The organism is Sphingobacterium lactis, assembly GCF_011046555.1.
Lineage (GTDB): Bacteria > Bacteroidota > Bacteroidia > Sphingobacteriales > Sphingobacteriaceae > Sphingobacterium > Sphingobacterium lactis.
Genome location: NZ_CP049246.1, coordinates 3,120,416 through 3,146,835, shown reverse-complemented (window position 1 = coordinate 3,146,835; position 26,420 = coordinate 3,120,416). Strand labels below are relative to the sequence as shown.

Here is a 26,420-nt window from a genome sequence, read left to right as displayed (position 1 = left end):
TTATAATAGCCGTTGGAACAAGTTGATTTTGTGAAGAATATCTTACTTTTGCCTAATTTTTAAAATTTAACTCATCATATGCGTAAAGGTACCTTTTGGGCATTGTTTCCACTTCTGTTTTTTGTGATTGTGTATTTCGCGGGATCCTATGCACTGGGCGATTTCTATGCACTTCCTGTTCTTGTTGTGTTTGTGTTGGCCTTATTTGTGGCGCTGTTGCAATACCCCAAGAAACCTTTCCAGGAGAAGTTGGCAGCCTTCGCGAAGGGTTCCGGTGACGAGAACATCCTGGTGATGATCCTGATATTCCTCCTAGCAGGTGCATTCGGGGAACTCTCCAAAAATATTGGCGCCATATCCTCAACCATTAACTTCGCGCTGACGTACGTTCCGGCGCAATTTGTGGTCGCAGGCCTGTTCCTGGTCGCCTGTTTTATCTCCACGTCTTTGGGTACCTCGGTCGGTACGATCGTAGCCCTGGCTCCAATTGCAGTCGGTCTGGAAGATAATATTCCCGGAATTATGGCTGTTGCCCTTGCTGCGGTGATCGGTGGATCCATGTTCGGGGATAACCTGTCGTTTATTTCGGATACGACCATTGCTGCTACCCGAACGCAACATGTGGAAATGAAAGCCAAATTCAAGGTGAACTTTAAAATGGTCCTTCCTGTGGCCATCGTGGTGATGCTCATCTATGCGATCTTGGGGAACAGCATGCTTTCCGGAAGTCACGATCTGCAGGTTGGCGATTACGATCTTATCAAAATATTGCCCTATGTTATTGTCTTCGGGTTGGCATTATCCGGCTTAAGTGTGGTCTGGACATTGGGAATTGGGATCCTGTGTGCAGCCGGTATCGGTCTGTTTACGGGGTCTATTGATTTCTTATCTATTCTTAAATCCATAAATGATGGGTTTGCTGGGATGTTCGAATTGAGCATTCTATGTTTGATCATTGGTGGTGTGGTTGGGATCATCCGTTATAACGGTGGAATCGACTACCTGTTGGAAATGGTGACCAAACGGATCAATTCCAAAAGAAAGGCGGAGCTGAGTATCGCTTTCTTGGTGAGCTTGGTCAATATGGCCATCGCAAACAATACGATTACCATCGTTATCGTAGGTCCATTGGCGAAGGATATTTCCGATGAAAATGGTCTGGAAGGCAGCCGTGTTGCAAGTATTCTGGATACGGTTTCCTGTTTTATCCAGGGCATGGTGCCTTATGGGGCGCAGATTCTTGCGGCGCTGGCGGCGGCAAATATGCTTCTTTCCGAACAGGGGAGGGAACTGATGTCCCCGATTGATATCATGCAATACCTATATTATCCCTTCTTGATGGGAATCGTGACCTTCTTGTTCATCCTTTTCAGAAAGCATAAGAACTCCGCAGAGGTGCAATTGTAAGTCTTGAATTTATTTAAAACGACATAAAAAAGCCCACATCCAGTGGGCTTTTTTATGTCGTTTATTTTTTGATTTCGTTGACAATTTCCAGGATCAGCGGATAGGTATTATCCTTTACTTTTTTCAGTTCCGAAGCTTTGAGCCACTCGGCTTTATCAATGTCTTCCTCCAATTGCGGGGTCAATTTAGGGATTTTGTTTACGCCCATTTCATACCATTTTGTTTGCTTGAGCACAAACCTGTTGCGCATGTAATAGGTGTGGTAGGTGGCTGCCAATTTTTTGCCGAGGTAGTCGATTTTGATTCCACATTCTTCTTCGACTTCTCGGAGTGCTGCTTCCTTCATTTTTTCACCCTCTTCGACCTTTCCTTTCGGGAGGTCCCATTTGCCCAAGCGGTGGATAAAGAGGTATTCGCCATTGCCATTTTTTACGAGTCCACCAGCGGCTTTAATGATTTTTGTGGTGGAGAGGATTTTTTTGAAAACTTTTCTGATATCTGGGTGTATGTAAAGGTAAACGATCCGATCAGTGGATTGATTAGAATCGGTAAAAAGTTTTTCCAAATCAATGTCTTGTAAACCAATTGTTTGAATGTTTTCTTTCATACGAGGGGCAAAATCTGCTAAAATTAACAGAGATTGGTTCATATAAATTTTATAAATTTGTGCCATGAATTATTTAAATGAGGTTGAACAAAAAGTTGCTGAATCCTTATTGCAAATTAAAGCAATAAAATTACAACCTAAAAACCCTTTTACATGGGCTTCTGGTTGGAAGTCGCCAATTTATTGTGATAATAGGGTAGCGCTTTCGCATCCTGCGATTCGTACGTATATCCGTCAGAAATTAGCGCAATTGATCCAAGAGGAGTTTGGTTCGGTGGATATGATCTCCGGCGTTGCAACAGCAGGAATACCTCAAGGTGTATTGGTTGCCCAGGATTTGGGTCTCCCATTTTCGTATGTTCGCAGCAGTGCTAAAGATCATGGCCGTCAGAACATGATCGAGGGCGAAGTAATCAGTGGCCAGCGTGTAGTTGTTATCGAGGATCTTGTGTCCACGGGCAAAAGTAGCTTGCAGGCTGTTAAGGCACTTCGTGAAGCGGGATGTAATGTTGTTGGCTTGGTTTCTATCTTTACGTATGGATTGGAAATCGCACGTCAGAACTTTGAAGAAGCAAAATGCACCTTCCACAGTTTATGTAATTACGACGCATTGATCCATGTTGCTGCTTCAAACAGCTATATCTTGGAATCCGATATTGAACTATTGGAGAAATGGAAACAGGATCCTGCAAATTGGTCACCAGAATCTTAACATTATGACAGTCATTCAGAATTCAATAGAAATCAACAAACCCGTTGGGGAGGTATATGCCTTCTTGGCCGATATGAACAACCACGAGCAATTGATGCCAGAGAATATCTATAACTGGACATCAACGGCTGATGAAGCGCGTTTTACCATCCAGAACATGGCGAAGTTATCCCTACGGATCAGCGAGCGTCTTGAAAACCAAGAGTTGGTGAGCGTGCCGATCGAAGAAGCACCTTTCCCATTGACCCTTCGTTGGAAATTGGAAGCTGTTTCCGAGCAGTCGACAAAAGCAACTTTCGTTATCGAAGCTGGATTGAACATGATGATGAAGATGATGGCATCTGGCCCACTTCAGAAATTGGTTGATTTCCAAGTTAATAAACTAAAAGAAACATTAGGATAAGCCATCCTGACCGAAGATATGAGCAGCCTTTTTAGGCTGCTTTTTTTGTGCTTATTTTTTCATTTTTCGTTCACTTTCATTACCAACTTTTCCTGGTAAAAGAAAGCTTTATACGCATTTTGGGCGCTTTTCTCAGACTTTGCAATGTAGCATACGTAATCAGGTTTTTTACGCATAAATCCTAAAATGACCTAACCAATTGATTGTCAATTTTTTATAGGAATATTCACCTGTTTCTTCATAAAATCATGCCGGGACCTTGTCCGAGGTGAGAGCGTGGTGAGAGCGTACTGAGAGCGTGGTGAGAGCGTGTCTATAGACACGCTTCCACCTCGGTAGAACCCCGCACGCACCACGGACGCACCTCAGACAAGGTCCATGCCCATGGAAGGAAAAGAATATGAATCTACTTTTGGGAAATAGACCAAGGTTTCAACGATTAATTCAGGAAGATATAGGATACATTTCGGGTGGTTCAGGTAGCGTAGGGTAAATTTTGGCGCTCGAGCTCATCTGTCCGCTAGATATTTGCGTTCATCGTGCTTTCAGGTCACCATTCTGGAGATTGTTTTGGATTTGAAAAATTTTACATCCAAAACAGTTATTCAGCGGATTAATACAACGATGTGACGGATAGTTTTCTTATTTTTGTAGCATTTGCAGAAACCTATTAATTTAGCAATAATGGAGTTAAACCTTAAGCGCCCGTTGGCATTTTTTGATTTAGAGACAACAGGTGTCAATATTTCGACGGATAAGATCGTTGAATTATCAATTTTAAAAGTTAGCCCGGGAGGGAAGGAGGAGTCTTTGACCTTCCGTGTCAACCCGGAGCGGCCTATTCCGGCGGAATCCTCGTTTTTCCATGGGATCTATGATGAGGATGTAAAGGACCTGGCGACTTTTAAGGAGCGTGCCAAAGAAGTTGCCGATTTTATCGGCGATGCTGATTTGGCGGGTTACAATTCCAATAAATTCGACGTGCCGATGCTGATGGAAGAATTCCTGCGTGCTGGTGTTGATTTCTCCTTGGATGGACGTTCATTTGTGGATGTACAGAATATCTTCCACCAAATGGAACAACGGACGCTAAAGGCAGCATACCGGTTCTACTGCGATGGCAATTTGGATAATGCCCACAATGCCGAGGCCGATGTTCGCGCAACGTATGACGTATTGAAGGCACAGCTTGCCAAGTATGCCGATGTGGAATTTGAGGATAAACAGGGGGTGATCACCAAACCTGTTGTCAACGATGTGGAAGCGCTGCACCAGTTCACCAACCTGAGCAAGCCTGTTGATTTTGCTGGGCGGATGGTGTATGACGAGGATGGCGATGCGACCATCAATTTCGGGAAGCACAAAGGCCGGAAGGTAGTGGATGTCTTTGAAATCGAACCAAGCTACTATGCGTGGATGCAGAATGGAGATTTTCCATTGTACACCAAGAAGGTTTTGGAGGGTCTTTGGAATGATTTCAAGAATAAAAAGAAAGAATCAAGGACAAATCAGCCTGCTCAACCGTCTAAACCTGTACAGCAGGCCAATAGACCGCAGAAGAAGTCGGAGCCTGGAAAGCCAATTACGGATGCCATGCTGCAAGGCCTTCAGGATAAATTTAAAAAGTAAAAAGAACCAAGAATAACATGATAAATAAAGAACAAGAAATCGAACGTGTGACCTGTTTGATCATTGGGTCAGGTCCGGCGGGATATACGGCAGCGATCTATGCTGCACGCGCGGATATGAAGCCTGTAATGTATACTGGTATGGTACCGGGTGGACAATTGACGCAGACAACCGAGGTGGATAACTTTCCGGGCTATCCGAAAGGGATCACTGGTCCGGTGATGATGGAAGACCTGCGTGCACAAGCGGAGCGCTTCGGAACAGATGTTCGCTTTGGCTATGCCACAAAAGTGGATTTTTCCGTTGATGGCGGGATCCATAAAGTGGAGATCGATGGGATCAAAACTGTAGAAGCGGAGACGGTCATTATTGCTACCGGCGCTACGGCGAAATGGTTGGGATTGGATTCGGAAGAGAAATACAATGGATTCGGCGTTTCTGCATGTGCAGTGTGCGACGGATTTTTCTATAAAGGTCAGGATGTTGCGATCGTTGGAGCCGGAGATACAGCTGCCGAAGAAGCGACCTACCTTGCCAAATTGTGTAGAAAAGTGTATATGCTTGTTCGCCGTGATGAGTTTCGCGCTTCCAAAGCGATGGTTCACCGCGTAGAGAATACCGAGAACATCGAGGTGCTTTACAATACGGAAGCCGTAGAAATTCTAGGGGACGGACAGGTTGTGAATGCAGTGCGTGTAATCAACAACCAATCACAAGAACTTCAGGACCTTGCGGTAACGGGATTCTTCGTGGCAATTGGGCACAAGCCAAATACAGAATTGTTCCAAGGCATTTTGGATATGGATGAAACCGGTTATTTGATTACCAAAGCAGATAGCACGGCCACCAACATTCCTGGTGTTTTCGCGTGTGGAGACGTTCAGGATCACGTATTCCGTCAGGCAATTACGGCTGCAGGAACAGGTTGTATGTCCGCTTTGGAAGCTGAACGCTACTTGATGGCGAAAGAAGATGTTATGGTGTAAGCGCTTGCTGAAAACCATTCAAAAAATATATTGATACGTAAAGGCCTCTGGTTTCAAAACCAGAGGCCTTTTTACGTGTTGGTGATTTCGCATTGGGTATACCATCTTGAGTAGCGCGAGTTGGCTAGGCGTTCGGCATAACGCCAATACTGCCGCTAGAAACGGTACCCAATGGACAAGCCGGCGCGAATCCCTGCCCAAGGACCTTTTGCCTTTACCGTTGCACCTTCACCCGTCACTTCAGTTGTGACCTTGATGAAATCAACATCTTCCAACTCTGATAGTTGATCCCGTAGCTCCGCCTGCTCGTCGGCTGTCAATTGGGTCATGCCTTTCAGGTTACCGTTCGTGGTTCCATAATGTGGACCTAGGATTCTGAAATCCATGAAAACGGATTTAGAAAGCTTGAATTGGCTGCCAATGGCAAATCCTGCACTCCAGGTGGAAATACCTCCTTTGATCAGGATATCCTTTACATCGCCTTCTTCCATTTCCAATGGATACTCTGTTTCGAGATTGTACTTGCCATACTTAATAAATGGACCGATATAGAAGCCACGTGTGCCTTTATTCTTGTTCAGGTAAAACCTGAACTCAGGGGTGAACGTGAAATGTCCTAAAGTGGCCTTATTGAGGAAGTCGGCATCCTCAATGGCGTCCTCCCAATATTTCTTGAAGGGGAGGTTGGATTTGCCACGGAAGCCCATCGCAACATTGACAGACATCTTCGGTGCCACCTCACGCTCATATTCGAAGGCAAATGTTTTTGAGACAAGCGGTAAAAGATTGAATTTTACCGTATTTTTCTGTGCCCATACCGGCATTACTAGAATTGCCAAGAGCAATACAAGGATGAACTTGCCATGTTGTTGAATTTCTATCGTTTTCATGATGTGTAATTGATTGGTTTGTTAGACCAAAATTAGACTGTGCCATCATGTTTCTAAATACCTAAGGTTTGGTATTTTATCCGAAATTCAATAAAAATAGCGTGCTAAAGGACTTGAAATTGCTTCAGGGCATTCCAGATTCCGTCATTGTCCACATCATCTGTAACATAGTCCGCAATCGCTTTGACTTCCGGATTCGCATTGCCCATAGCTACCCCAAGATGCACGTGCTTCAACATGGTGATATCGTTTCCGCCATCGCCGAAGGCCATGGTATTTTCCAGGTCGATGCCAAAATGTTTGCAGAAGATATCGATACCTACCTTCTTGCTCAATCCCATTGGGTTTACATCGGCAAATAGGGGTGTCCAACGGGAAGCGAGGGAGTTTGGCATGACTTCCGCCATGAATTGTGCTTCCTGGTCAGGGCCCAAGAAGATGTTGGTTTGTAGAATGCTGGAGGTGTCCACGGTTTCCATATCCACCAATTTGGGAACGGGTAGGTTAAGGTGAGCATACATCCCTGCAATTTCCGGTGTCACATCGTGAATGGTAATCTCCTGCTCTGACATGAACGAAAAGCTTAGCGGTTGTTTCTTCGCATAGTCTAATACAGATTCGATGTCGCGTTTGTCAATGGTCTGCTTGTGGAGAATTTCCAGGTCCTTGGTCAAGCAATATCCACCGTTGAAGGTGATGAACCCATCGAAATCAAGGAATTTAATGTGATCAATGCTATTTATGGATCTTCCCGTCGAAAGGATGGTTTTTATGCCTTTCTGTTGGAGTTGATTGATGGCTTCGATCGTGGAAGCCGGAACTTCATGTGTCTTGAAACTAAGTAGTGTGCCGTCGATATCAAAAAAAACGGCCTTAATTTGAGGATTTTGCATGGGATAAAGGTAAGGTTATCACCTGACTTTCCCTAAGAAAACAGGCATTTCGTGCGTTAAGGGTGGGGTTTTTGCCACGGTGTGCATCGATCTTGAGCAGGTATGCGTATCTTTGTCGTAAATTTTGAAAGACATGTCGGTATATACGGATTTTCTTAAGGACCTACAGGAAGCTATTCTTAGTCAGCGCCTCGTCAAACTATCTCTTGGGAATTATAAAGGGTTAGATAAAACATTGAAAAATGTATATATCAAGCCTGTTTTACTTAAACAGGAACTTAAGTTATCGTTCGTATATCGCTATGCTACAAAAGATATAACAAAGAATTATAGCCTGGAGGATGCCATTTCGGAACTGGATGATTTAACCCAATTCAAAGGTTTCCGCAGGATGCACGCACAACTTTTGGAAGCGGATTGGATTATGCAGATGAACAAGAAAGGCGAGTGGCGATTGGACAAATCCCAGGTGTCCGGCCGTGATCAGGCTGACTTGACGCATGACCATAAAAAGGAACGTCGATTGACGAGCTCCAAGCAATCTTATCTGCAGGATCTGAAGCTTACCGACGCGGAAGGTCAGGTCTTTAAGAATGCACAGGATAAGTGGAAACAGATCAACCATTACATTGAGTTGTTGAGCGGTGCTTTGGAAGGACTTCCTCAGCAAGAGCAGCTGAACGTGGTGGACATGGGGGCAGGAAAGGGGTATTTGACCTTTGCGCTTTATGATTACCTGCAGCACGTACTCCAGAGAAATGCCTCGGTAATCGGCGTTGAATTCAGGAAGGATTTAGTCGACTTCTGCAATCAAGTAGCAGAAAAAGCATCCTTTTCGGGATTGCATTTTGTGGAAGGCACCATAGCTGACTTCAAGGCCGATCAAGGGATGGATGTCCTGATTGCACTGCATGCCTGTGATACCGCTACGGATGATGCCATTTATCAGGGTATCCAGCAGGAAGCCTCGCTTATCGTGGTGGCACCGTGCTGCCATAAACAAGTGCGACGCGAGCTTGAAGCCGTGAAAGCCAAGAATGATCTGGACTTCATGACAAAGCATGGCATCTTTCTCGAAAGACATGCAGAGATGCTGACTGATAGCATCCGTGCATTAATCATGGAATATTATGGCTATGAAACCAAAGTCATGCAGTTCATTGCCGACCAGCATACACCAAAGAACGTCATGATAGTTGCGAGCAAACGAAATGTACAGCCAAATAAGCAGGCGGAAATATTGGCGAAACTCCAGTCGTTGAAATCGTATTTCGGTGTCGGTTATCAACACTTGGAAAGGCTATGTGGTCTTGATAAATAGTTTTTTACGGAATTTATCTTGTGATTTACTTCAATTTAAATAAACGCAGAGCAACCCGCAATTTATTGCGGGTTGTTCTGCATTTATAGGTTTGTTATTCAGGGATTTATTCCATGTGTGGACGAGGTTGTTTCGTACGGTTTCGGAAATGCTTATAAACCTCCAAAAAAGGCTGTGCATTTCATGACAAAGTCCTATCTTTGTGTTTTGAAAAAAACGATATAATGAGAATTTCTTACAATTGGTTAAAGAATTTTATTGATATAGATAAAACTCCCGAGGAGCTTTCCCTTATCCTGACCGATATCGGTTTGGAAGTGGAATCTTTGGAGGTTGAACAAAGTATACCCGGCGGGTTAGCGGGGCTTGTAGTAGGTGAGGTGATCACCTGTGAGCAGCATCCCAATGCCGATAAATTAAAAGTCACGACTGTAAATGTTGGGCAACCGGAATTGCTGCATATCGTATGCGGAGCACCAAATGTACGCCAAGGGTTAAAGGTAATCGTCGCTCAGGTTGGTACAACCTGTCACCCGACCACTGGTGAGCCATTTAAAATCACAAAATCTAAAATCCGTGGGGAAGTATCCGAAGGCATGTTATGTGGTGAGGATGAGATTGGTTTGGGGACTTCACATGCAGGTATTGTTGAGCTGGATCCACAGGCAGAAATCGGTTCCTTGGTCAAATCCTACTACAATATGGAGGATGACTACTGCTATGAGATCGGGTTGACGCCGAACCGTGCGGATGCAGCATCACACTTAGGCGTAGCACGTGACTTAGCGGCCTATTTCAGAAAACAGACGCATCCTATTGATGTATCTGCATTTAAGGAAACATCGACTGCGGGAACTGCAGTAGTTGTGGAATCTCCTGCAGATGCACCACGTTATTCAGGAATCAATATCAAGAACATCAAGGTTGGTGAATCGCCGGATTGGTTGCGCAATAGATTGGCAGCAATCGGCGTGCGGTCCATCAATAACATCGTGGATGTGACGAATTATATCTTGCATGATTTAGGTCAACCATTACATGCATTCGATGCGGATAAAATTGCTGGTAATAAGGTGGTTGTCCGTAAAGCAAAAGCAGGTGAACCATTCATTACCTTGGATGGCGTTGAGCGAACACTTTCTGATGAAGATCTGGTTATTGCGGATGCTGAAAAACCGATGTGCATCGCCGGCGTATTTGGCGGAGCAAATTCAGGAGTGACTGCAGAAACTACCTCCATTTTCTTGGAATCTGCCTATTTCAATCCGGTATCCGTACGCAAGACAGCAAAACGTCATTCCTTAAAAACGGATTCTTCTTTCCGTTTCGAACGCGGTACGAATCCGGATATCACTGTTGAAGCACTTAAAAAAGCGGCTCTCCTTATTGCTGAGGTTTCCGGAGGTGAAGTTTCCTCATCGATCGTGGACAACTATCCAGAAGCCATTCAGCCTTTCGAGTTTCCGGTAAGCTATGCATATGTGCAACGTGTCATCGGTAAGGACATCCCAGCCGAAACGATCAAGGATATCATCTTGGCACTCGGCATTGAAGTTAAAAATGAAACAGCAGCAGGATTCGATGTCCTGGTGCCACCGTATAAAGTAGATGTAACCCGCGAAATCGACGTGGTCGAAGAGGTGCTTCGTATTTATGGTTACAACAATATTGAATTAAAGACGCAGATCAAAGCGTCCCTCAATACATCCGAGAAACCGGATCGTGAAGTTATCCTGAACCAGGTTGCCGATATGCTTATCGGTAATGGATACCGCGAAATCCTTTCCAATTCCCTGACGAAGGACGACTATCTGGAGAATCCGGATACTGCGGTAAAGATCTTGAATCCGTTGAGCAGCGATTTGGATGTGATGCGTCAGAATTTATTGTTCTCGGCATTGGTTGCAGTGGGTTATAACCAGAAACGTAAAAATGGTGACCTGCGTCTGTTCGAATATGGCAGATCCTATAACCTGGAAAACGAGCAATATGTGGAGCGTCAGCTTTTCGGTATCACACTGGCCGGCAAAAAGGACCGTGAGCAATGGAACAATCAGGATCGTTCGGTCAATTTCTACGACATTAAGGCGGTTGTTGATGCCCTGATTGCACGTCTGAAAGTTGAGGGAATCCGCGTGGAAGAATATGCAGGAACCTATTTTGATTACGGATTGTCGTACAAAAAAGGGGAGAAGGTCTTGGTATCTTTTGGTGCGGTTTCGAAAAAGAATCTGGCCAAAGCCGATGTTGATGGACCTGTATTCTTCGCACAGCTTGACTGGGACTTGTTGATCAAGGTGATCAAGAAGAACAAGATCACGTATAAGGAAGTTTCTAAATTCCCTGCAGTTCGTCGTGATTTGGCTTTATTGCTGGATGATGCGATTACATTTGACCAGTTGCGCTTGATAGCAACCCGTACCGAGAAGAAGTTATTGAAGGATGTGCAGATCTTTGATGTATACAAAGGCGATAAGTTGCCGGAGGGCAAAAAGTCTTATGCCCTGAGCTTTATCCTTCAGGACGAAGAAAAAACGCTTACGGACAAACAAATTGATAGCATAATTCAAAAATTAATTATTAACTTTGAGAAAGAAGTAGGCGCTAACGTGCGCTAATAGAACATAAATTAATTGCGAGAAACTATGGCGTCTTTAACTTCCCAAATGAATGTTATCGTTGAGAAAACGAAAAATCTAATTCAATTGTGTGAAGCCTTGCAGGAGGAGAATGACTTATTGAAGTTGGAAGTTCAATCCCTTCAAGTGGCGTTTGAGACGAGTTCGGAGAAAGTTAAGGTATTGGATGAGAAGCTGAATGCACTTGCCGTTGCCAAGACTTTTGAAGGTACGGAATCCGATAGGGAGGCCATAAATGAGAAAGTACTTGACACAAAACGAAAAATTAACGATTTTGTGCGAGAAATAGACAAATGTATAAGTCTATTGAAATAGTTGGATTAGAGAAAAGGTTTAGACTTATTACGTTATTAAGCTCAAGAAAATGGGAGAAATTTCCATAAAAATAAATATCGCTGATCGTGTGTATCCATTACGTGTAGAAACGGAGGAGGAAGAGGTTATACGATACGCCGCGAAGCTAATAAACGAAAAGATAAAGGAACTGCAAGACAATTATGCGGTTCGTGATAAACAGGATTTGTTGTCCATGTGTGTACTGCAGTATGCTACGGGGATGATCAAAGCCGAACGCAACAGCCAAAACCGGGATTCCGGCTTGGATGATACGATTCACGAGTTGGATAATCTATTGACGGAGTTCTTCAAGAAATAACGTTTACGTTCTTAGAATTTAGAGCTTGTAACGACGAATTTGCCGCAATTAAATTCGGGTTGTCACTATTTTAAACTTAACGCTTCAATATCACGAGCAATACAAAGATGAAGGCCATTTTGCGAAAGCCATCTAGGTCATGATCATACGCTCAAATCATGTGTAATCGAAGTTTAATAATACTTGGTACCCTGATTAATTTAATTGCGGTTTTTTTTTGAGAAATTTTAGAGCATTACATTAACATATAAAAATAAATACATAACAAATGGAGTTATCAACTACTATATCAATAATAATTTCCCTGGTTGTTGGTGTTTTTATTGGTCGATATCTATTGCAGATGTTGTTCAAGAAACAAGAACAGTCAGCGAATGATAAAGCTGCACAGATCATCAAAGATGCAGAACAACAGGCAGAGCATGTGAAGAAGCAACGCCAATTGGAAGCGAAGGAAAAATTCCTTCAGCTGAAGGCCGAGCATGAGAAAGAAGTGAACCAGAAGAACAACACCATTTCCCAAAAGGAGAACAGCATCCGTCAGAAGGAGCAGTCCCTGAATCAGAAAATGGAGAACCTGAACCGCGACAAACAGGATATCGACAACAAATCCAAGAAATTGGATCAGATGATCGAAGTGAACGAGAAGAAGAAGGAAGAAGTGGAGCAGTTGAAAGGGCAACATATTAAGCAATTGGAAAGCATCGCTGGTTTATCCGCAGATGAAGCGAAAGAGCAATTGGTGAATTCCCTACGTGAGGAAGCACGCTCACAAGCGATCATCCAGATCAAGGATATCGTGGACGAAGCGAAATTGACCGCTTCAAAAGAAGCAAAGAAAGTGGTTATCCAGACCATTCAGCGTACGGCTACAGAAGCGGCAATCGAGAATACCGTATCGATCTTCAATATCGAGAATGACGAGATCAAAGGTCGTATCATTGGTCGTGAAGGTCGTAATATCCGTGCCCTGGAAGCAGCAACCGGTGTAGAGATCATCGTTGATGATACGCCAGAAGCAATTATCCTATCGGGATTCGATCCGGTTCGTCGGGAGATTGCTCGCCTTTCCCTACACCGTTTGGTAACGGATGGCCGTATCCACCCTGCTCGTATCGAGGAGGTGGTTTCCAAAACGCGTAATCAAATCGAAGATGAGATCGTTGAGATCGGTGAGCGTACCGTGATCGACTTGGGTATCCACGGTCTGCATCCTGAATTGATCCGTATGGTCGGCAGAATGCGTTATCGTTCTTCATACGGTCAGAACCTCTTGCAGCACTCCCGTGAGGTGGCAAACTTTGCCGCAACGATGGCTGCTGAATTGGGGCTGAACGTGAAGCATGCGAAACGTGCCGGACTATTGCACGATATCGGTAAAGTGCCTGATGATAACCCTGAATTGCCACACGCAATCTTGGGTATGCAATTGGCTGAAAAATACAAAGAGCACCCAGATGTGTGCAACGCCATTGGTGCTCACCACGATGAGATCGAAATGACGTCCATGATTTCTCCTGTTGTACAGGCTTGTGATGCCATTTCAGGTGCCCGTCCGGGTGCTCGTCGTGAAGTGGTTGAATCGTATATCAAACGCTTGAAAGAGCTAGAAAACCTAGCCCTATCGTATCCAGGTGTGGAGAAAACATTTGCTATTCAGGCCGGACGTGAACTTCGCGTTGTGGTAGAAAGCGAGAAAGTATCGGATGCGCAAGCAGAGATCCTTGCAGCAGATATTTCCAACCGTATCCAAACGGAGATGACCTATCCTGGACAGATCAAGGTGACCGTTATTCGCGAAACACGATCTGTTTCCTACGCAAAATAAAAAATTTGATTAATATAGTAAAAGGCTCGCATTCGCGGGCCTTTTCTTTTGGAAAAGAACATTAGAATTTGATTAGAAATTTATAATATTCCTTATTATCAGTAGTTATTGTCTAACTTTGATATTTATTTAATTATGCAGATTCTTGTTGTAGAAGATGATCACCGTATAAGTTCCTTTCTGATCAAAGGTCTAGAAGAGAACGGAATTTTGGTGACTTTATGCAAGCGTGCTGAAGAAGCGCTCCAGGAAGACTTCCTGAAAGTTCCGTGGGATGTGATCATTATAGACATCATGCTTCCCGGTATCGATGGCATTCAATTGCTGCAGACCTTACGCTATAAGCAAGTTTTTTCGCCCATTCTAATGCTAAGTGCATTGAACTCCGTGCAGGATAAGGTAACCAGTCTGGACCATGGTGCAGATGATTTCCTGACCAAGCCTTTCCATTTCGATGAATTGCTGTCCAGGATCAATGCGCTGACGCGTCGCCGCCAATATCACCTTCAGGAGCCCGTTCGCGTTCCGCAACTGACCTTTGGGAATCTCCGCGTGGACACCGATCAGTACCAGGTATTTTTCAAGGATAAAGAACTGGAGCTATCGCCCCGGGAATATAAGCTCTTGGCCTACCTGATCGTTAACAAAAATAAAACCGTTAGCCGGATGCAGATCCTCAATGCTGTTTGGGGAATTACTTTTGATAACCACAGCAATGTTGTGGATGTGTATATTTCCTACCTCCGCAATAAGATCGAGTTGGAAGGTGCGAAGTATATTTATACAGTAAAAGGTGTGGGCTATATGTTCAAAGAACAATAATGAAACTAAGACACAGGCTTTCCTTATATTCTATTTTGATATTCAGCGTCATCACGTTGATCATATCGGTGTTGATCTATTTTTCCTACTACTATCAGATGGAGAAAGCGGAGCGCTTGGGTCTGGAAAGTAAATCGGTGTTAGCCGCTATTTACTACTTGGATAAGGATGAATTGAGCAGTATGGAACATGAGGCCGTACAGCGTCAATTGTTCAAGACCTTATCGCGCAGGAATATTGTTGTCTATGACGCGCATGATGTCCGCAAGGCGGGTGACATGGCCGACACGGAGGATATCAGTGTTGAGTTCCTGAATTCCGTCAGGGCAGCCAAGCATAATTATTTTAAAACCGATCACTTTTTCTATAACGGAATCTTTTATGAAGATAATGAAGGTGATTTCGTCGTCGTGACGCGCGCGGCTAAGGATGAGTTCAACGGCCAGATGTCCTCCCTGTTGCAGATTTTGGTGGGCTCTTTCCTCCTGGGGTTGGTGGTTATTTATTTATTTTCCAGGTATCTCGGCTATATTGCCTATCAACCGATCATGAAAATCATCGACCAGATCAATGAGCGGAATAGCACCAATTTTGAAAAACCGATCCATCTGACCCGATCGTATGCTGAGATCCAGGACCTGGTCAACACCTATAATATCTTTGTGGACCGTATTGCGCAGACATTCAATGTGCAGAAAAACTTTATCGATTATGTCTCCCATGAGCTGAGGACGCCTATTACAGCGCTGTTGGGTACATTGGAGGTGACCAATCAAAGGGATCGGACCGTGGAAGAATATGAGGCCGTTATGGGGCAGCTGAAGCAGTATACCAATGACCTGCAGGAAACTTTGGAACACATGATGCTCTTATCGGGTGCCAAAACAAACTTTGAATTTAAGTCCCTCCGCATTGATGAGATCGTTTGGCAGGTCATCGAGAATGCCATTCTCTACTACCAGGCCAACGTCAATGTCATGATCGAGGTTGAAAATATGAATCTGCTCAAGTGGCATGGCAATGATAAGCTCCTTGCCCTCGCTTTCAATAACATCATCGAAAATGCCATCAAATATTCCAATAACAAACCCGTAAAGGTTCAATTGAAAGAAGACCAAGGAAAGCTTCTTGCCATCATTAGTGATGAGGGAATCGGTATTTCATCCCAGGATATGAAAAATGTAAAGCAGAACTTCTTCAGGGGGCAGAATACGCAAAATTACAATGGGAAAGGAATAGGTCTATCCATGGCCAACATCATCTTTAACCTGCACAAAATAGAACTGGATCTGCAGAGCGATCAGCATGGTACCCAGGTGATTCTCACATTCTAATTATTTTCTAATTTACTTCGAAATTCACTTTAATGTAGGGGTGCTAGTTTTGCATCAAACATTTATACGTGAAGAAACAACTCTTAACCCTCGTATTCCTTATCAGTACGGAAGCCATCTTTGGGCAGCAGCTAAGCCTATTGGATCTGGAGACCGCTTTTCTCAGGAACAATCTGCAGCTGATTGCCCAGAAATATCAAATCGGGCAGGCGGAGGCGTTGATCCGGCAGGAACGCTTGTGGCCCAATCCATCCCTTACTGTAGATAATGTGAATCTGTGGGCGAACTCCACCTTTGAAACCATGGAACCCCTTTTTGGATCTTTTGGTGCAAAACAACAGTTTGGAGCCGAGTTGGAGCAATTGATAGAAACGTCAGGCAAGCGCAAGAAAAGAGTTGTCCTTCGGGAATTGGAAAGTAAGGCCAATCAGCTTGAATTTGATGCCATCCTTCGAGAAATGAAATTAGACCTTCGGTCCACTTATTATAGTCTGCTGCGCATTAAGCAGGAAGAGCACCAATTGTTGCGTGTCCTGCAACTCTTCGAAAGACTGCATGCACAATATAAAGTACAGGCTGAAAAACAGCATATATCACAGGTCAACTATTACCGGGTGCATACCGAGTTAATCGGCATACAACGGGAAGTACTGGATCTGACCGCGGAAAGGCTTGATAAAATGAAACACCTGCGTGTATTGACGGCTTTGCCAGCACTGACCATTGCCGATCTGCAACTGGATAACATGGAACTTCCGGCTTTATCGGCATCGTCCGAGGAATTGGAATCTTGGAGTTTGGAGGCACACCCGAAACTTATGCAGCTTCGGAACGAGATCGATTTGGCCCAGCAACAGGTCCGCTTGGAAGTTGCCAATCGAATTCCTGATCTCAGCATGGTGATGAATTACGAAAGAGGAGGGAATGTGATGCGGAATTTCGTCGGTATTGGAGTCAAGCTGGATATTCCGGTTTTCAACAGGAACCAGGGCAATATCACTGCTGCTCGATTGCATCTTACCGAACAGGATCAACGCCTTCGTGCCGAAGAGCATGAAGTCACAGAAGCCCTTTCTCTTCATATGCGTGAGCTGGAACGCTATGGAACGCAACTGCAGGAATGGAAAGGACAGGAGGACGGACGGCAGGTCCAGGTGCTGGAAAACTATAGCAAATACCTCCAGGAGCAACAGGTGACCTTGTTGGAGTTTATCGACTTTTCACAGGCTTACCTGGAAGCACAAAAAGCCTATCTGGACCTGCAGGAAAAATACCTCAACGCATTTGAAACCGTTCAATACCTCATTGGAAAAGATCTGAAATGAAGAATATCCCAATCATACCCATAGTTTTACCACTATTAATCTGTTGTTATGGCTGCAATGGCAGCCATCAACAGCAGAAAACTGATGATGCACAAGCGAAGACCTATTGCCTGTCAGAGGCGCTGAAAACATCCAGTAGCCTTTTGGATGCTCCCGTAGCTCCGGTTGTTGAACAACTTACACTCTCCGGCAAGGTCGAGTACAATGAGAATGACTTGGTCAGTTTCCGTAGTCTGTTGTTTGGCGTGGTGGAACAGGTGGCCTTTGAGCTTGGCGATCAAGTGAAAAAGGGACAGGTATTGGCGAAAATAAAATCTACAGAAATTCAAGGGCTCTTTCAGCAACGGAAGTCCCAACAGAACCAGATCAGTCTCCTTGAGAAGCTATTGCATACCAAGCGGGACTTGCTCAAGGATGGGATGATATCCGAACCGGAGATGTTGGAGGTACAGCATGACCTGGAAACAGCACGCATTGAATTGGAACGGATCAATCAATCCTTGCAATTGTACCACGCAACGGGAGATGGGTATTTCCAGATCCTGGCTCCCAAAAATGGCTATATCATTCAAAAAGATTTAAGTCCCGGACAGATTATTACACAGGATAGTGAGCCGTTGTTCTCCATCTCCAATTTGCAGGAGGTGTGGGTGATGGTGAATGTCTATGCAAGTAACCTGAAATATGTGCACGTCGGAGATCAGGTAAAGGTCAGGACCATTGCCTATCCGGATCAGGTCTATTCGGGGAAGATCGATAAGATGTACAATGTTTTCGATCCGAACGAACACGTTATGAAAGCCCGAGTCATCTTGGAAAATCCAAATCTCCGTCTTATGCCCGGATTGATGGCAGACATTATTATCGACAAAGCACAGTCTTCCACCGAAGGTACCCGTGTGCCCAATCAGTCGCTAATTTTCAGTAATAACGAACACTATATCGTCGTATATCGGGATGATTGCCATATGCAGGTACGCAAGGTGACCATTCTGGCCAGTAATGAGGAGCATACCTACATCGCTGAGCGTTTGGATGCTCAGGAGAAAGTTATGGGCAGCAACGCGCTTTTGGTATTTGAACAGTTGAGAGATTAATAGGCATGAAGAAATTAGTGCAGCATATAGTTACCTTTTCCCTGCGGAACAGTACGTTTATCCTTTTTGCGACGATAGCTTTATTATTTGGAGGAGTTTATGCGTTGCGCCATACCGCTATCGAGGCCTTTCCGGATGTAACCAATACCCGGGCACGGATCATTACCCAATGGCCCGGGCGTTCCGCAGAAGAGGTAGAAAAACTGGTGACCCTGCCGATTTCCAAGGAGATGAACAGTATTCCCAGGAAATCGAATATCCGATCCATTTCGTTGTTTGGCTTATCGGTCGTCACGGTTCAGTTTGAGGACGATGTGGACGACTTCTATGCGCAACAGTATGTATCCAACAAGCTGGGCGGTGTTGACCTGCCGGAAGGGACGGACAGTTCCATTGAGCCGCCCTCAGGAGCTACCGGCGAGATCTTCAGGTATGTGTTGCGCAGTGATCTTCCCCTAAAGGAGGTGTCAGCGGTTCAGGATTGGGTCATCGAACGTGAGCTCTTGGGCGTGCCTGGGGTGGCCAATGTGATCAGTTTTGGTGGCGAGGAGAAGATCTACGAAATAAAAATCAACCCGACGGAGCTGAAGAACTTTAACCTTACACCATTGGATGTGTATGAGGCAGTTTCCAAATCGAACATCAACGTAGGCGGCGATGTCATCCAGCAAGGCGACCAAGCTTATGTGGTTCGTGGGGTTGGTTTATTAGATAAAATCGATGATATCGGCAATATTACCGTCAAGTTGAACGGTTCTACGCCGATCTTGATCAAGAACCTGGCGGAGGTTGAGGTTTCCGCTAAACCTCGGTTGGGGCAGGTCGGGCTAAATGATGCCGACGATGTTGTGGAAGGGATCGTGGTTATGCTTCGTGGGGAGAACCCTTCGGAAGTCATCGAACGCCTGAAGGACAAGATCGAAGAGTTGAACAGTCGGACCCTGCCTGAAAATATCCAGATCGAAACTGTAGTTGATCGAACGCTATTAGTCAATAATACCGTGCAAACGGTATCTAAAAATATTGTGGAAGGCGTATTATTGGTGTCCTTAATTGTCTTTGTTTTTCTGTACAATTGGAAGTCCACCTTTATCGTTGCGTCCGTTATACCCTTGTCATTTCTTTTTGCAATTATCATGTTGAAGTTTCAGGGATTGCCCGCGAATTTAATTTCGATGGGGTCCCTGGACTTTGGCTTATTGCTTGAAGGTACCTTAGTCATTGTGGAGACCGTTTTTGTGTCGCTGGCAACCCTTTCCCACCGGGTAGGACCCGAAAAGTTTGCCAAGATGAGTAAGCTGGGGGTGATCAAGAAAAGTGCAGGTAGCGTGGCATCCTATATCTTCTATGCGCTCATGATTCTGATCGTGGCCTTATTGCCTATTTTCTCTTTTCAGAAAGTAGAGGGGAAGATGTTCACACCATTGGCATTTACCTTGGGGTATGCCCTTTTGGGGTCCCTTATTCTCAGCCTGACGTATGTTCCTGCGATGTGCAAACTCCTATTCACGAAAGCCATCGAGGAGAAGGAAAATGTCGTTACCAGGTTTTTCAATACAAGTATTTATGGCCTGTACAGCATTTCTATGCGCTATAAGCGGGCAACTCTAGCCGTATTTATCGGATTACTCACCCTATGTGCCGTGAAATTTATGCACTACGGATCGGAATTTCTCCCGCAATTAAATGAAGGGGCGATATACATCCGTGCAACGCTTCCCAACAGCATCAATTTGGATGAATCCACCAAATTGACCAAGGAAATGAAAGCGATGATGCAGGCAAGCTGTCCGGAGATCGATTTCATTTTGACCCAGACCGGTCGTCCAAACGATGGAACCGATCCTACGGGGTTCTTCAATATCGAATTCAATGTCCAGCTGAAGGACGAAAAGGAATGGGAGCGGTCCATCAGTAAGGAGGATATCATTCAGGATCTCAGGGATAGGCTCGGGGCTTATCCAGGCATAAATTTCGGCTTCAGCCAGCCGATCCAGGATAACGTGGAGGAATATGTGGCTGGGGTAAAGAGCTCCTTGGTGATCAAGATCTTTGGTGATGACCTCTACCAATTGGAGGATTATGCCGACCAAGTATCCCGATCCATTGGCAAGGTGGAAGGGATCACAGATATCAATGTCTATAAAAATATTGGGTTACCGGAGTTGCGGATTCAGCTGCACGATTCCAAAATGGCGAAGTACGGGCTGTTCACAGCCGATGTACAGGCAGTCATTGCCATGACCATTGGTGGACAGGCAGCAAGTAAATTTTATGAAAAGGACCGGCAGTTTGACGTCGTCCTCCGGTTTAAGGAAGATTACCGGAACTCCGCCGAGAAGATCGGGAATATCCTTGTGCAAACTTCTTCCGGACAGCATATCCCTTTGAAAGAGATTGCTACCATTGGCTATGTGACAGGTCCGGCATTTATCTATAGGGAAGGAAATAGCCGATACATTGGTGTTGGGTTTAGTATAGACGGCCGGGACCTGGGCAGCACCATTGCAGAAGCAAAGGAAGTGGTGGCCAAAGATGTGAAACTGCCCAAGGAAAATTATATGGAATGGGCCGGGGAGTTTGAGAGCAAGGAACGTGCAAGCAAACAATTGATGACCGTTATTCCAATATCCCTATGCCTGATCTTGATTCTACTGTATAGCAATTTTGGCAATATGAAGGATACCATGCTCGCTGCGCTTACCATTCCTTTTGCGTTTATAGGTGGCTTCATTTCGCTATGGGCGACAGGGACCATTTTCGGTATCTCCGCCGGCATCGGTTTGATCATCCTCTTTGGGGTCAATACCATCAATGGTATTATCCTGATCGCGGTGATGAAAGAGCAACTCAAAAAACGGAAGTTGAAAGATGCCATTGATTTGGGCGTGAAAAGCAGGATTCGTTCCATTGTGATGATTGCCCTCATGGGTTCGATGGGGCTGTTGCCGGCAGCATTGTCTAGCGGAATGGGTTCCGAAATCCAGAAACCGTTGGCCATCATGATTGTAGGTGGACTATTGATCTGCCTTGTGCTCTCGTTTGCGGTACTGCCAGTCCTGTTCTATTACGCGTATCGCAAGGAACAGCAGGCTTAGCGGACGTATTATTATTGCCGGGATTTGACGCTGATGGAGCTAAATGCTGGCAATAATCATTACCTTTGCACTCATGAAGAAAAAGGAAGTTAAAAGTGCCAAAAAGCCTGAGTTTGCTAGGCCTGTAGAACGACATTTTTATGAGCTTGACCAAGCCTATGGCGCAGGAAACCTGACCGCGTATGCGATTTTCCTTGCCTTAGCCTTTTTTGGGATTATGGGACTCATTTGGATGATCCCTTTTCCACAATTGGACTTCCTCGTGAAAATGAACGCCCATACTTTCCTGAATTGGGGTTCCTTTTTTATTGCTATAGTTGTTTACTGCTACCTTAAATTAGCACCAACCTTATCCTATGCTGTACTTTTCTGTATCGGTATCATGAGTTACTTCATCGTTCAACTGGAATATGTGGAGCGCGATGGCGGACCTACGGTGATCTTGGTTTGTAGTATTCTGGCGCTGATTGGATTGGTTGGACTGTACCTGAGCACAAAGAAAGTCAATCCTTCCAACGGTATGTTCGGAAAACTGTTGACTATTGGACCGGTGTGGTTGTGGTCGAAAGTATTTGATCGGTTGAAGTGGAAATATTAAGTTTCTATATACGATAAAAGGAAAGAGATGCTGCGAAAGCATCTCTTTCTTGTTATATAGCGTTTTATTTGACTTGCAGCAGCTTATAGATGATTTTTGCAATGTCGGTATTGTCCAAGAATCCCTGAAAATGCTCAGCTCCTGGGCCATAGGCCAATAGCGGCACCGGGATGCCTGTATGATCGGTGGTTGCAAAGTTCCCCAAAACAGTACCTTCCTTCATTCCGGCATCCAGGACGACCAAACCTCCGGTTTCATGATCCGAGGTGACCAGGACCAATGTTTCCTTATCCTGCGCAGCGAAGGTCAACGCCTGACCTACCATACGATCAAAGCTCAAATACTCCGAAATAGAAAAGGATAGGGAGTTGCTGTGACCACCGCCATCGATTTTGGCACCTTCCACCATAAGGAAAAATCCTTTCTTCCCTTTTCCCAGGAAAGAAATTGCCGGTTGCAATGCGTGTTCAATAAGTCGGTAGGAAGTTTTGATCTCCGACTGGTCACTGTCCAATTTATTCCATTTATGGTCCACGCTATCTTCCGTGAGTATCAGTACCTGTTTGGCTTCAACGTTTTCCAAACCATCCACGGATGTACGGATTGCGAATTGTTGGGATTGCAAGTGTTTGATCAGCGTCGAATCTGGATCTTCAAATACAGGTGAGGGAGCACCTATAAGCAGATTGAGTTTTGATTTCAGGATGTCATTGGCAATTTGGTCGGAAAGATCACGTTCGGCAACATGCGTGTAAAATGCAGATGGGGTTGCCCCGGTGATCTCGTCGTTTGAAACAATGCCAGTCCGCATGCCGATAGCCGATAATCGATCAGGAATGTTCTGTACAGGATTGCCTAAACTATCTACGCCGATGTGTCTGTTTTTCGTCTTATATCCTGTTGCTATAGCGCTTCCACCCGCAGCTGAGTCGGTATGGTAGTTGTCGGTCGGTTGGGTAATCAAATAGCCGGTGTAAGGCATTTGTAGTACATTTAGCTTGCCGCGGTTGGCCATTGCCGATGCCCACAACTGGGAAAGTCCCGCACCATCACTGATCAGCAGGATGATGTTTTTTGGTTTTAGGCCTGTCTTGAACGTGGTTTGGATAGTTACAGGTTGATAAGGCGCAACTTCCTGATGATAATTACCGTGGTTATTCCGGAGGAATTCACTCAATTCAAAAGGTTTGTCGGTATTGATGTAGTCTATACCAATTTTCTGCCATTCATACCAGGTTGTTTTCGTGTCTGGTGCTGCCCAGAATCGAATTTTCTTACCGATGGTATGTACGGAATCAACTTTCGTCTGGATGCGCTTTAAATCAACGTCCGTCAATCGCCCCAATCCGTTCCATTTAGTAAAGGATCGAAAGGATTCACTGATCAACCCGATTCGTTCCAATTCCTTTTCAGAGTACTTTTCCTTGAGGTTTCCGTCGAAGAAGAATATTTCATCGTATTTGGCGAAATCCTTTGCGTCGGGCCGATTGCCGCTGATGACTAATTTGACGCCTTTCGGGTTGTTCTTGCTATCAAAAAGTTCACGATAGGGTTTTAATTGTTGTGTAAGGACTTCCAATATGGGACCGCCTGCAGTTTTAGGGTCGATCAGCAATTGCAGTTGGCCGTGTTCCGGATAGAGATAACCATCCTTGGTATGCTGAAAGGCCTTCAGGATGGGTTCCAGGTATAATTTCTTGAACGTGCGCTCAGGCGTTATCTCATGAGGGTCGTGTGCTACGTAAAGCTCCCCATCTTTCAGGAACAGATCGACTTCAATAGATCCGAATCCCAGCCCATAGGCTTGGTCAAAAGGGCTGTTTCGGGTATAATCATTGTGTGAATGTGCATTGGGAAGAAACGCGATAGGTTTTACCTGTGCTTCTGCAACCACGCCGATTGCACTCATCATACCGAAGGCCGCGTAAATTAGGTACTTTTGGATCATGTCTGAAATGTTTAGATTGTGGGTTGAGGATACTCTAAATTAACGAATATTCTTTGTATACCTCTTTTCCCGTATGCAAATGTACATCTGAACTGTTAACCTAATATTTCTTTGCTGTTAGTTGCTGGTTAAAAAAATAAACATATTTTTGTTCCGCACCACCTAAATAGATGATTCAATTTATATTTTAGTGCCATCAATTATTAACTATGAAAGATCTTCAATACCCTTTACATTTCAGGTTTAAGGTTACGAGTTTTGCGAATGACTTCACCGCTGTCGATGCAGCTGGAAATACTATTTATTACGTGCGCGAGAAAATTTTCACTTTTCGGGACCGGATTATGGTCTATCGTGATCAGCAGAAAACGGAATTGCTGTATGAGTTGGTGTCGAATAAACTAATCGACTTTCAACAGACCTTTACGATTTACGATGCGGAACAGCGGGTCGTGGGGAAGGTAAGACGGAAAACCATTCGCTCACTGTGGCGCTCTACTTTTAATCTAATGGATCCGGAAGATCGCTTGGATCACTCCATCAAGGAGAAAAATCCGTGGACGAAATTTTTTGACGGCCTTTTCGGTGAATTACCATTAATTGGGATGCTTTCGGGATATGTTTTTAACCCTTCCTACATACTTCGAAATGACGTAGGCGAGGAGATGTTCGAAATCAAGAAAGAACCTTCCTTTTTCGGTCGGAAATTTACGGTGCATAAAATCACGACGCGCGAGATAGATGATGAGCGTTTTGTATTGAGTTTGATGCTCATGGTCATTATGGAACGCAGCAATGGATAAAAAAAATCCGTCCTTTCAAAAAAGGACGGATTTCTTAGGCTTATCTCAAGCTATTTGTAGTCTTCTTTCTTGATGACATAAAAGTACTTCAACTGTCCGTTTTGTTCTTCCTCGTGGAATTTGACAGCCCCAATTTTTTTCAGTGCCCCCTGAGAACGAAGGTTGTCGGAAGCGACATGGTAAATCACCTGATCGACTTGCTCAAATGCAAAGTCCATCATCAGTTTTTTGATGGATTTGTTATATTCACCACCCCAATATTCCTTCTTTAAAAAACTGTAACCGATGGCTACGGAGTTTTCTGTTGCATTGAAGTTATAGAAGCTTGTGGCACCAATGACCATTTCTGTTTTGGCATCCAGAATCAGGTAAGCAATATTTCCGGACATTAACTTCTGGAAATACTTGGTGAATCCCAGTGGTGTATAGCGCATCTTATCAGGGTGCTGTGCCCGGATCTGCGGCTGCTGCATAGACCCATTCGTAGTCTTCCTTGACCATCGGAATAAGCTTCACCAGGTCATTGCTCAGTTCTTTTCGTTCCAACATAGCTTACTTAATTATACGTTTGATCTTATTGGATTTTTTAATCCATTTATGCACGGCATCGTAATCTTCTTGCTCGATCTTCTCATAGATATGCTGCAGCTGCTTGATATGTTCCTCCAACACCTCAAGTACATTGGTCCGGTTCTGTTTGAAAATAGGTGTCCACATGTCCGGTGATGATTTCGCTAAACGCACGGTCGATTGAAAACCAGATCCTGCAAGTTCAAAAATCCGACCCTGTGATTTTTCCTTCTCCAATACGGTAAGTGCTAGGGCGAAGGATGTGAGGTGTGAAATATGAGAGACATACGCGGTGTGCATATCGTGCTCTTCGGCAGTCATGAAGGAAGTCTGCATTTCCAATTGTTCCGTAATGGCATCTGCCACTTCAAAAGCATCTTCATCCGAACGGAATGCTTCTACATACACCATCATCTTTTCCTTAAAGAGATTAGGGATAGCAGCTTCAGGACCAGAATATTCCGTTCCGGCCATCGGGTGAGCAGCTACATAACGGCCACGGTTGGGATGGTCTTGAATAAGGTTCAGGATATTTGATTTGGTCGAACCCATATCGATAATGACCTGGTCGGTCACCTTGTCCAATATCTCCGGCAACAACACCATGATGCTATCTACGGGAATCGTCAGGATGATGGCCTTGCAGGATTGGATCGCCTCATCCAATGTCTGGATTTGATCCACCAGGCCTAATTGTAAAGCTTTCTTCTGGTTGATCTCACTTTTCTCAACACCGATGACCTGCTCACAAAATTTTGTTTCTTTTAGTCGGATACCGATGGAACCACCGATTAAACCAATTCCGACAATTGCTATATTCATTTTATTATTCGCTAAACTGTAAAAATTACCATC

At 44.6% G+C, this 26,420-nt stretch carries 23 protein-coding genes; 17 read left to right on the top strand and 6 right to left on the bottom strand.

All coding sequences use genetic code 11. From position 1 onward, the window contains the following. Window positions 1-78 precede the first annotated feature (78 nt). Complete coding sequence (locus G6N79_RS13730) at window positions 79-1,407, top strand: Na+/H+ antiporter NhaC family protein (RefSeq protein WP_103905186.1); 1,329 nt, start codon at window positions 79-81, stop codon at window positions 1,405-1,407. 61 nt (window positions 1,408-1,468) lie between these two features. On the opposite strand, the gene G6N79_RS13725 is transcribed toward G6N79_RS13730, so the two are convergent. Next, window positions 1,469-2,014, bottom strand: coding sequence for an NUDIX hydrolase (locus G6N79_RS13725; protein ID WP_234993151.1), 546 nt, complete (start codon window positions 2,012-2,014; stop codon window positions 1,469-1,471). Window positions 2,015-2,078: 64 nt separating this feature from the next. Between G6N79_RS13725 and pyrE the strand changes: the two genes are divergently transcribed. The 4 genes from pyrE (at window position 2,079) to trxB (ending at window position 5,744) form a co-directional block, all read left to right on the top strand. Continuing rightward, window positions 2,079-2,726, top strand: coding sequence for an orotate phosphoribosyltransferase (gene pyrE, locus G6N79_RS13720; RefSeq protein WP_103905188.1), 648 nt, complete (start codon window positions 2,079-2,081; stop codon window positions 2,724-2,726). A gap of 4 nt (window positions 2,727-2,730) precedes the next feature. After that, complete coding sequence (locus tag G6N79_RS13715) at window positions 2,731-3,129, top strand: SRPBCC family protein (RefSeq protein ID WP_103905189.1); 399 nt, start codon at window positions 2,731-2,733, stop codon at window positions 3,127-3,129. Window positions 3,130-3,813: 684 nt separating this feature from the next. Further along, window positions 3,814-4,758 (top strand): 3'-5' exonuclease, encoded by a 945-nt coding sequence (locus G6N79_RS13710; RefSeq protein ID WP_103905190.1) that lies wholly within the window; start codon window positions 3,814-3,816, stop codon window positions 4,756-4,758. A gap of 17 nt (window positions 4,759-4,775) precedes the next feature. Next, entirely contained in the window at window positions 4,776-5,744 is a 969-nt protein-coding gene (gene trxB, locus G6N79_RS13705) for a thioredoxin-disulfide reductase (protein ID WP_103905191.1), read from the top strand. A gap of 155 nt (window positions 5,745-5,899) precedes the next feature. Here trxB and G6N79_RS13700 read toward each other — a convergent pair whose 3' ends face one another. Continuing rightward, the gene (locus tag G6N79_RS13700) at window positions 5,900-6,634 is read right to left on the bottom strand and encodes a DUF3575 domain-containing protein (RefSeq protein WP_103905192.1); all 735 of its coding nucleotides are present in this window, start codon (window positions 6,632-6,634) and stop codon (window positions 5,900-5,902) included. A 104-nt stretch (window positions 6,635-6,738) separates the two neighbouring features. Further along, the gene (locus G6N79_RS13695) at window positions 6,739-7,527 is read right to left on the bottom strand and encodes a Cof-type HAD-IIB family hydrolase (RefSeq protein ID WP_103905193.1); all 789 of its coding nucleotides are present in this window, start codon (window positions 7,525-7,527) and stop codon (window positions 6,739-6,741) included. Between the two features lie 133 nt (window positions 7,528-7,660). Here G6N79_RS13695 and G6N79_RS13690 point away from each other — a divergent pair, with 133 nt between their 5' ends. The 11 genes from G6N79_RS13690 to G6N79_RS13640 all read left to right on the top strand — a co-directional run bounded on the left by G6N79_RS13690 (window position 7,661) and on the right by G6N79_RS13640 (window position 22,244). Then, on the top strand, window positions 7,661-8,848 hold the full coding sequence (locus G6N79_RS13690) for a class I SAM-dependent methyltransferase (RefSeq protein ID WP_103905194.1): 1,188 nt from the start codon (window positions 7,661-7,663) through the stop codon (window positions 8,846-8,848). 224 nt (window positions 8,849-9,072) lie between these two features. Further along, window positions 9,073-11,466, top strand: a complete 2,394-nt coding sequence (pheT, locus tag G6N79_RS13685) for a phenylalanine--tRNA ligase subunit beta (RefSeq protein ID WP_103905195.1) — start codon at window positions 9,073-9,075, stop codon at window positions 11,464-11,466. Window positions 11,467-11,493: 27 nt separating this feature from the next. Next, window positions 11,494-11,802: a hypothetical protein gene (locus tag G6N79_RS13680; RefSeq protein ID WP_103905196.1), complete on the top strand. Its 309-nt coding sequence runs from the start codon at window positions 11,494-11,496 to the stop codon at window positions 11,800-11,802. A gap of 49 nt (window positions 11,803-11,851) precedes the next feature. Next, a complete protein-coding gene (locus G6N79_RS13675) occupies window positions 11,852-12,142 on the top strand; it encodes a cell division protein ZapA (protein WP_103905197.1) in 291 nt (96 codons plus the stop codon). Window positions 12,143-12,410: 268 nt separating this feature from the next. Further along, window positions 12,411-13,970 carry a ribonuclease Y gene (gene rny, locus G6N79_RS13670; protein ID WP_103905198.1) on the top strand — a complete coding sequence of 520 codons (1,560 nt, stop codon included), beginning with the start codon at window positions 12,411-12,413 and terminating at the stop codon, window positions 13,968-13,970. Window positions 13,971-14,105: 135 nt separating this feature from the next. Next, window positions 14,106-14,792: a response regulator transcription factor gene (locus tag G6N79_RS13665; protein WP_103905199.1), complete on the top strand. Its 687-nt coding sequence runs from the start codon at window positions 14,106-14,108 to the stop codon at window positions 14,790-14,792. Continuing rightward, entirely contained in the window at window positions 14,792-16,126 is a 1,335-nt protein-coding gene (locus G6N79_RS13660; RefSeq protein ID WP_200818755.1) for a sensor histidine kinase, read from the top strand. Before G6N79_RS13665 ends, G6N79_RS13660 begins: the two co-directional genes overlap by 1 nt. Before the next feature lie 68 nt (window positions 16,127-16,194). After that, window positions 16,195-17,451, top strand: coding sequence for a TolC family protein (locus G6N79_RS13655; protein WP_103905200.1), 1,257 nt, complete (start codon window positions 16,195-16,197; stop codon window positions 17,449-17,451). After that, the gene (locus tag G6N79_RS13650) at window positions 17,448-18,548 is read left to right on the top strand and encodes an efflux RND transporter periplasmic adaptor subunit (protein ID WP_103905201.1); all 1,101 of its coding nucleotides are present in this window, start codon (window positions 17,448-17,450) and stop codon (window positions 18,546-18,548) included. The genes G6N79_RS13655 and G6N79_RS13650 overlap by 4 nt, the downstream gene beginning before the upstream one ends. A gap of 5 nt (window positions 18,549-18,553) precedes the next feature. Beyond that, the gene (locus G6N79_RS13645; protein WP_103905202.1) at window positions 18,554-21,646 is read left to right on the top strand and encodes an efflux RND transporter permease subunit; all 3,093 of its coding nucleotides are present in this window, start codon (window positions 18,554-18,556) and stop codon (window positions 21,644-21,646) included. Window positions 21,647-21,719: 73 nt separating this feature from the next. Next, a complete protein-coding gene (locus tag G6N79_RS13640; protein ID WP_234993152.1) occupies window positions 21,720-22,244 on the top strand; it encodes a hypothetical protein in 525 nt (174 codons plus the stop codon). Window positions 22,245-22,308: 64 nt separating this feature from the next. Here G6N79_RS13640 and G6N79_RS13635 read toward each other — a convergent pair whose 3' ends face one another. Next, the gene (locus G6N79_RS13635; protein ID WP_103905204.1) at window positions 22,309-24,192 is read right to left on the bottom strand and encodes an alkaline phosphatase; all 1,884 of its coding nucleotides are present in this window, start codon (window positions 24,190-24,192) and stop codon (window positions 22,309-22,311) included. A 209-nt stretch (window positions 24,193-24,401) separates the two neighbouring features. Here G6N79_RS13635 and G6N79_RS13630 point away from each other — a divergent pair, with 209 nt between their 5' ends. After that, window positions 24,402-24,995, top strand: coding sequence for an LURP-one-related/scramblase family protein (locus G6N79_RS13630; protein WP_103905205.1), 594 nt, complete (start codon window positions 24,402-24,404; stop codon window positions 24,993-24,995). 50 nt (window positions 24,996-25,045) lie between these two features. Here G6N79_RS13630 and G6N79_RS13625 read toward each other — a convergent pair whose 3' ends face one another. Both G6N79_RS13625 and G6N79_RS13620 read right to left on the bottom strand, forming a co-directional pair. Beyond that, window positions 25,046-25,468: a GNAT family N-acetyltransferase gene (locus G6N79_RS13625; RefSeq protein ID WP_103905206.1), complete on the bottom strand. Its 423-nt coding sequence runs from the start codon at window positions 25,466-25,468 to the stop codon at window positions 25,046-25,048. Window positions 25,469-25,547: 79 nt separating this feature from the next. Then, a complete protein-coding gene (locus G6N79_RS13620) occupies window positions 25,548-26,387 on the bottom strand; it encodes a prephenate dehydrogenase (RefSeq protein WP_103905207.1) in 840 nt (279 codons plus the stop codon). Window positions 26,388-26,420 lie beyond the last annotated feature (33 nt).

Excerpts from the sequence above, each read along its gene's own strand:
- G6N79_RS13730 (WP_103905186.1), top strand. The coding sequence starts at position 79 with ATGCGTAAAGGTACCTTTTGGGCATTGTTTCCACTTCTGTTTTTTGTG.
- G6N79_RS13725 (WP_234993151.1), bottom strand. The coding sequence starts at position 2,014 with ATGAAAGAAAACATTCAAACAATTGGTTTACAAGACATTGATTTGGAA.
- pyrE (WP_103905188.1), top strand. The coding sequence starts at position 2,079 with ATGAATTATTTAAATGAGGTTGAACAAAAAGTTGCTGAATCCTTATTG.
- G6N79_RS13715 (WP_103905189.1), top strand. The coding sequence starts at position 2,731 with ATGACAGTCATTCAGAATTCAATAGAAATCAACAAACCCGTTGGGGAG.
- G6N79_RS13710 (WP_103905190.1), top strand. The coding sequence starts at position 3,814 with ATGGAGTTAAACCTTAAGCGCCCGTTGGCATTTTTTGATTTAGAGACA.
- trxB (WP_103905191.1), top strand. The coding sequence starts at position 4,776 with ATGATAAATAAAGAACAAGAAATCGAACGTGTGACCTGTTTGATCATT.
- G6N79_RS13700 (WP_103905192.1), bottom strand. The coding sequence starts at position 6,634 with ATGAAAACGATAGAAATTCAACAACATGGCAAGTTCATCCTTGTATTG.
- G6N79_RS13695 (WP_103905193.1), bottom strand. The coding sequence starts at position 7,527 with ATGCAAAATCCTCAAATTAAGGCCGTTTTTTTTGATATCGACGGCACA.
- G6N79_RS13690 (WP_103905194.1), top strand. The coding sequence starts at position 7,661 with ATGTCGGTATATACGGATTTTCTTAAGGACCTACAGGAAGCTATTCTT.
- pheT (WP_103905195.1), top strand. The coding sequence starts at position 9,073 with ATGAGAATTTCTTACAATTGGTTAAAGAATTTTATTGATATAGATAAA.
- G6N79_RS13680 (WP_103905196.1), top strand. The coding sequence starts at position 11,494 with ATGGCGTCTTTAACTTCCCAAATGAATGTTATCGTTGAGAAAACGAAA.
- G6N79_RS13675 (WP_103905197.1), top strand. The coding sequence starts at position 11,852 with ATGGGAGAAATTTCCATAAAAATAAATATCGCTGATCGTGTGTATCCA.
- rny (WP_103905198.1), top strand. The coding sequence starts at position 12,411 with ATGGAGTTATCAACTACTATATCAATAATAATTTCCCTGGTTGTTGGT.
- G6N79_RS13665 (WP_103905199.1), top strand. The coding sequence starts at position 14,106 with ATGCAGATTCTTGTTGTAGAAGATGATCACCGTATAAGTTCCTTTCTG.
- G6N79_RS13660 (WP_200818755.1), top strand. The coding sequence starts at position 14,792 with ATGAAACTAAGACACAGGCTTTCCTTATATTCTATTTTGATATTCAGC.
- G6N79_RS13650 (WP_103905201.1), top strand. The coding sequence starts at position 17,448 with ATGAAGAATATCCCAATCATACCCATAGTTTTACCACTATTAATCTGT.
- G6N79_RS13645 (WP_103905202.1), top strand. The coding sequence starts at position 18,554 with ATGAAGAAATTAGTGCAGCATATAGTTACCTTTTCCCTGCGGAACAGT.
- G6N79_RS13640 (WP_234993152.1), top strand. The coding sequence starts at position 21,720 with ATGAAGAAAAAGGAAGTTAAAAGTGCCAAAAAGCCTGAGTTTGCTAGG.
- G6N79_RS13635 (WP_103905204.1), bottom strand. The coding sequence starts at position 24,192 with ATGATCCAAAAGTACCTAATTTACGCGGCCTTCGGTATGATGAGTGCA.
- G6N79_RS13630 (WP_103905205.1), top strand. The coding sequence starts at position 24,402 with ATGAAAGATCTTCAATACCCTTTACATTTCAGGTTTAAGGTTACGAGT.
- G6N79_RS13625 (WP_103905206.1), bottom strand. The coding sequence starts at position 25,468 with ATGCAGCAGCCGCAGATCCGGGCACAGCACCCTGATAAGATGCGCTAT.
- G6N79_RS13620 (WP_103905207.1), bottom strand. The coding sequence starts at position 26,387 with ATGAATATAGCAATTGTCGGAATTGGTTTAATCGGTGGTTCCATCGGT.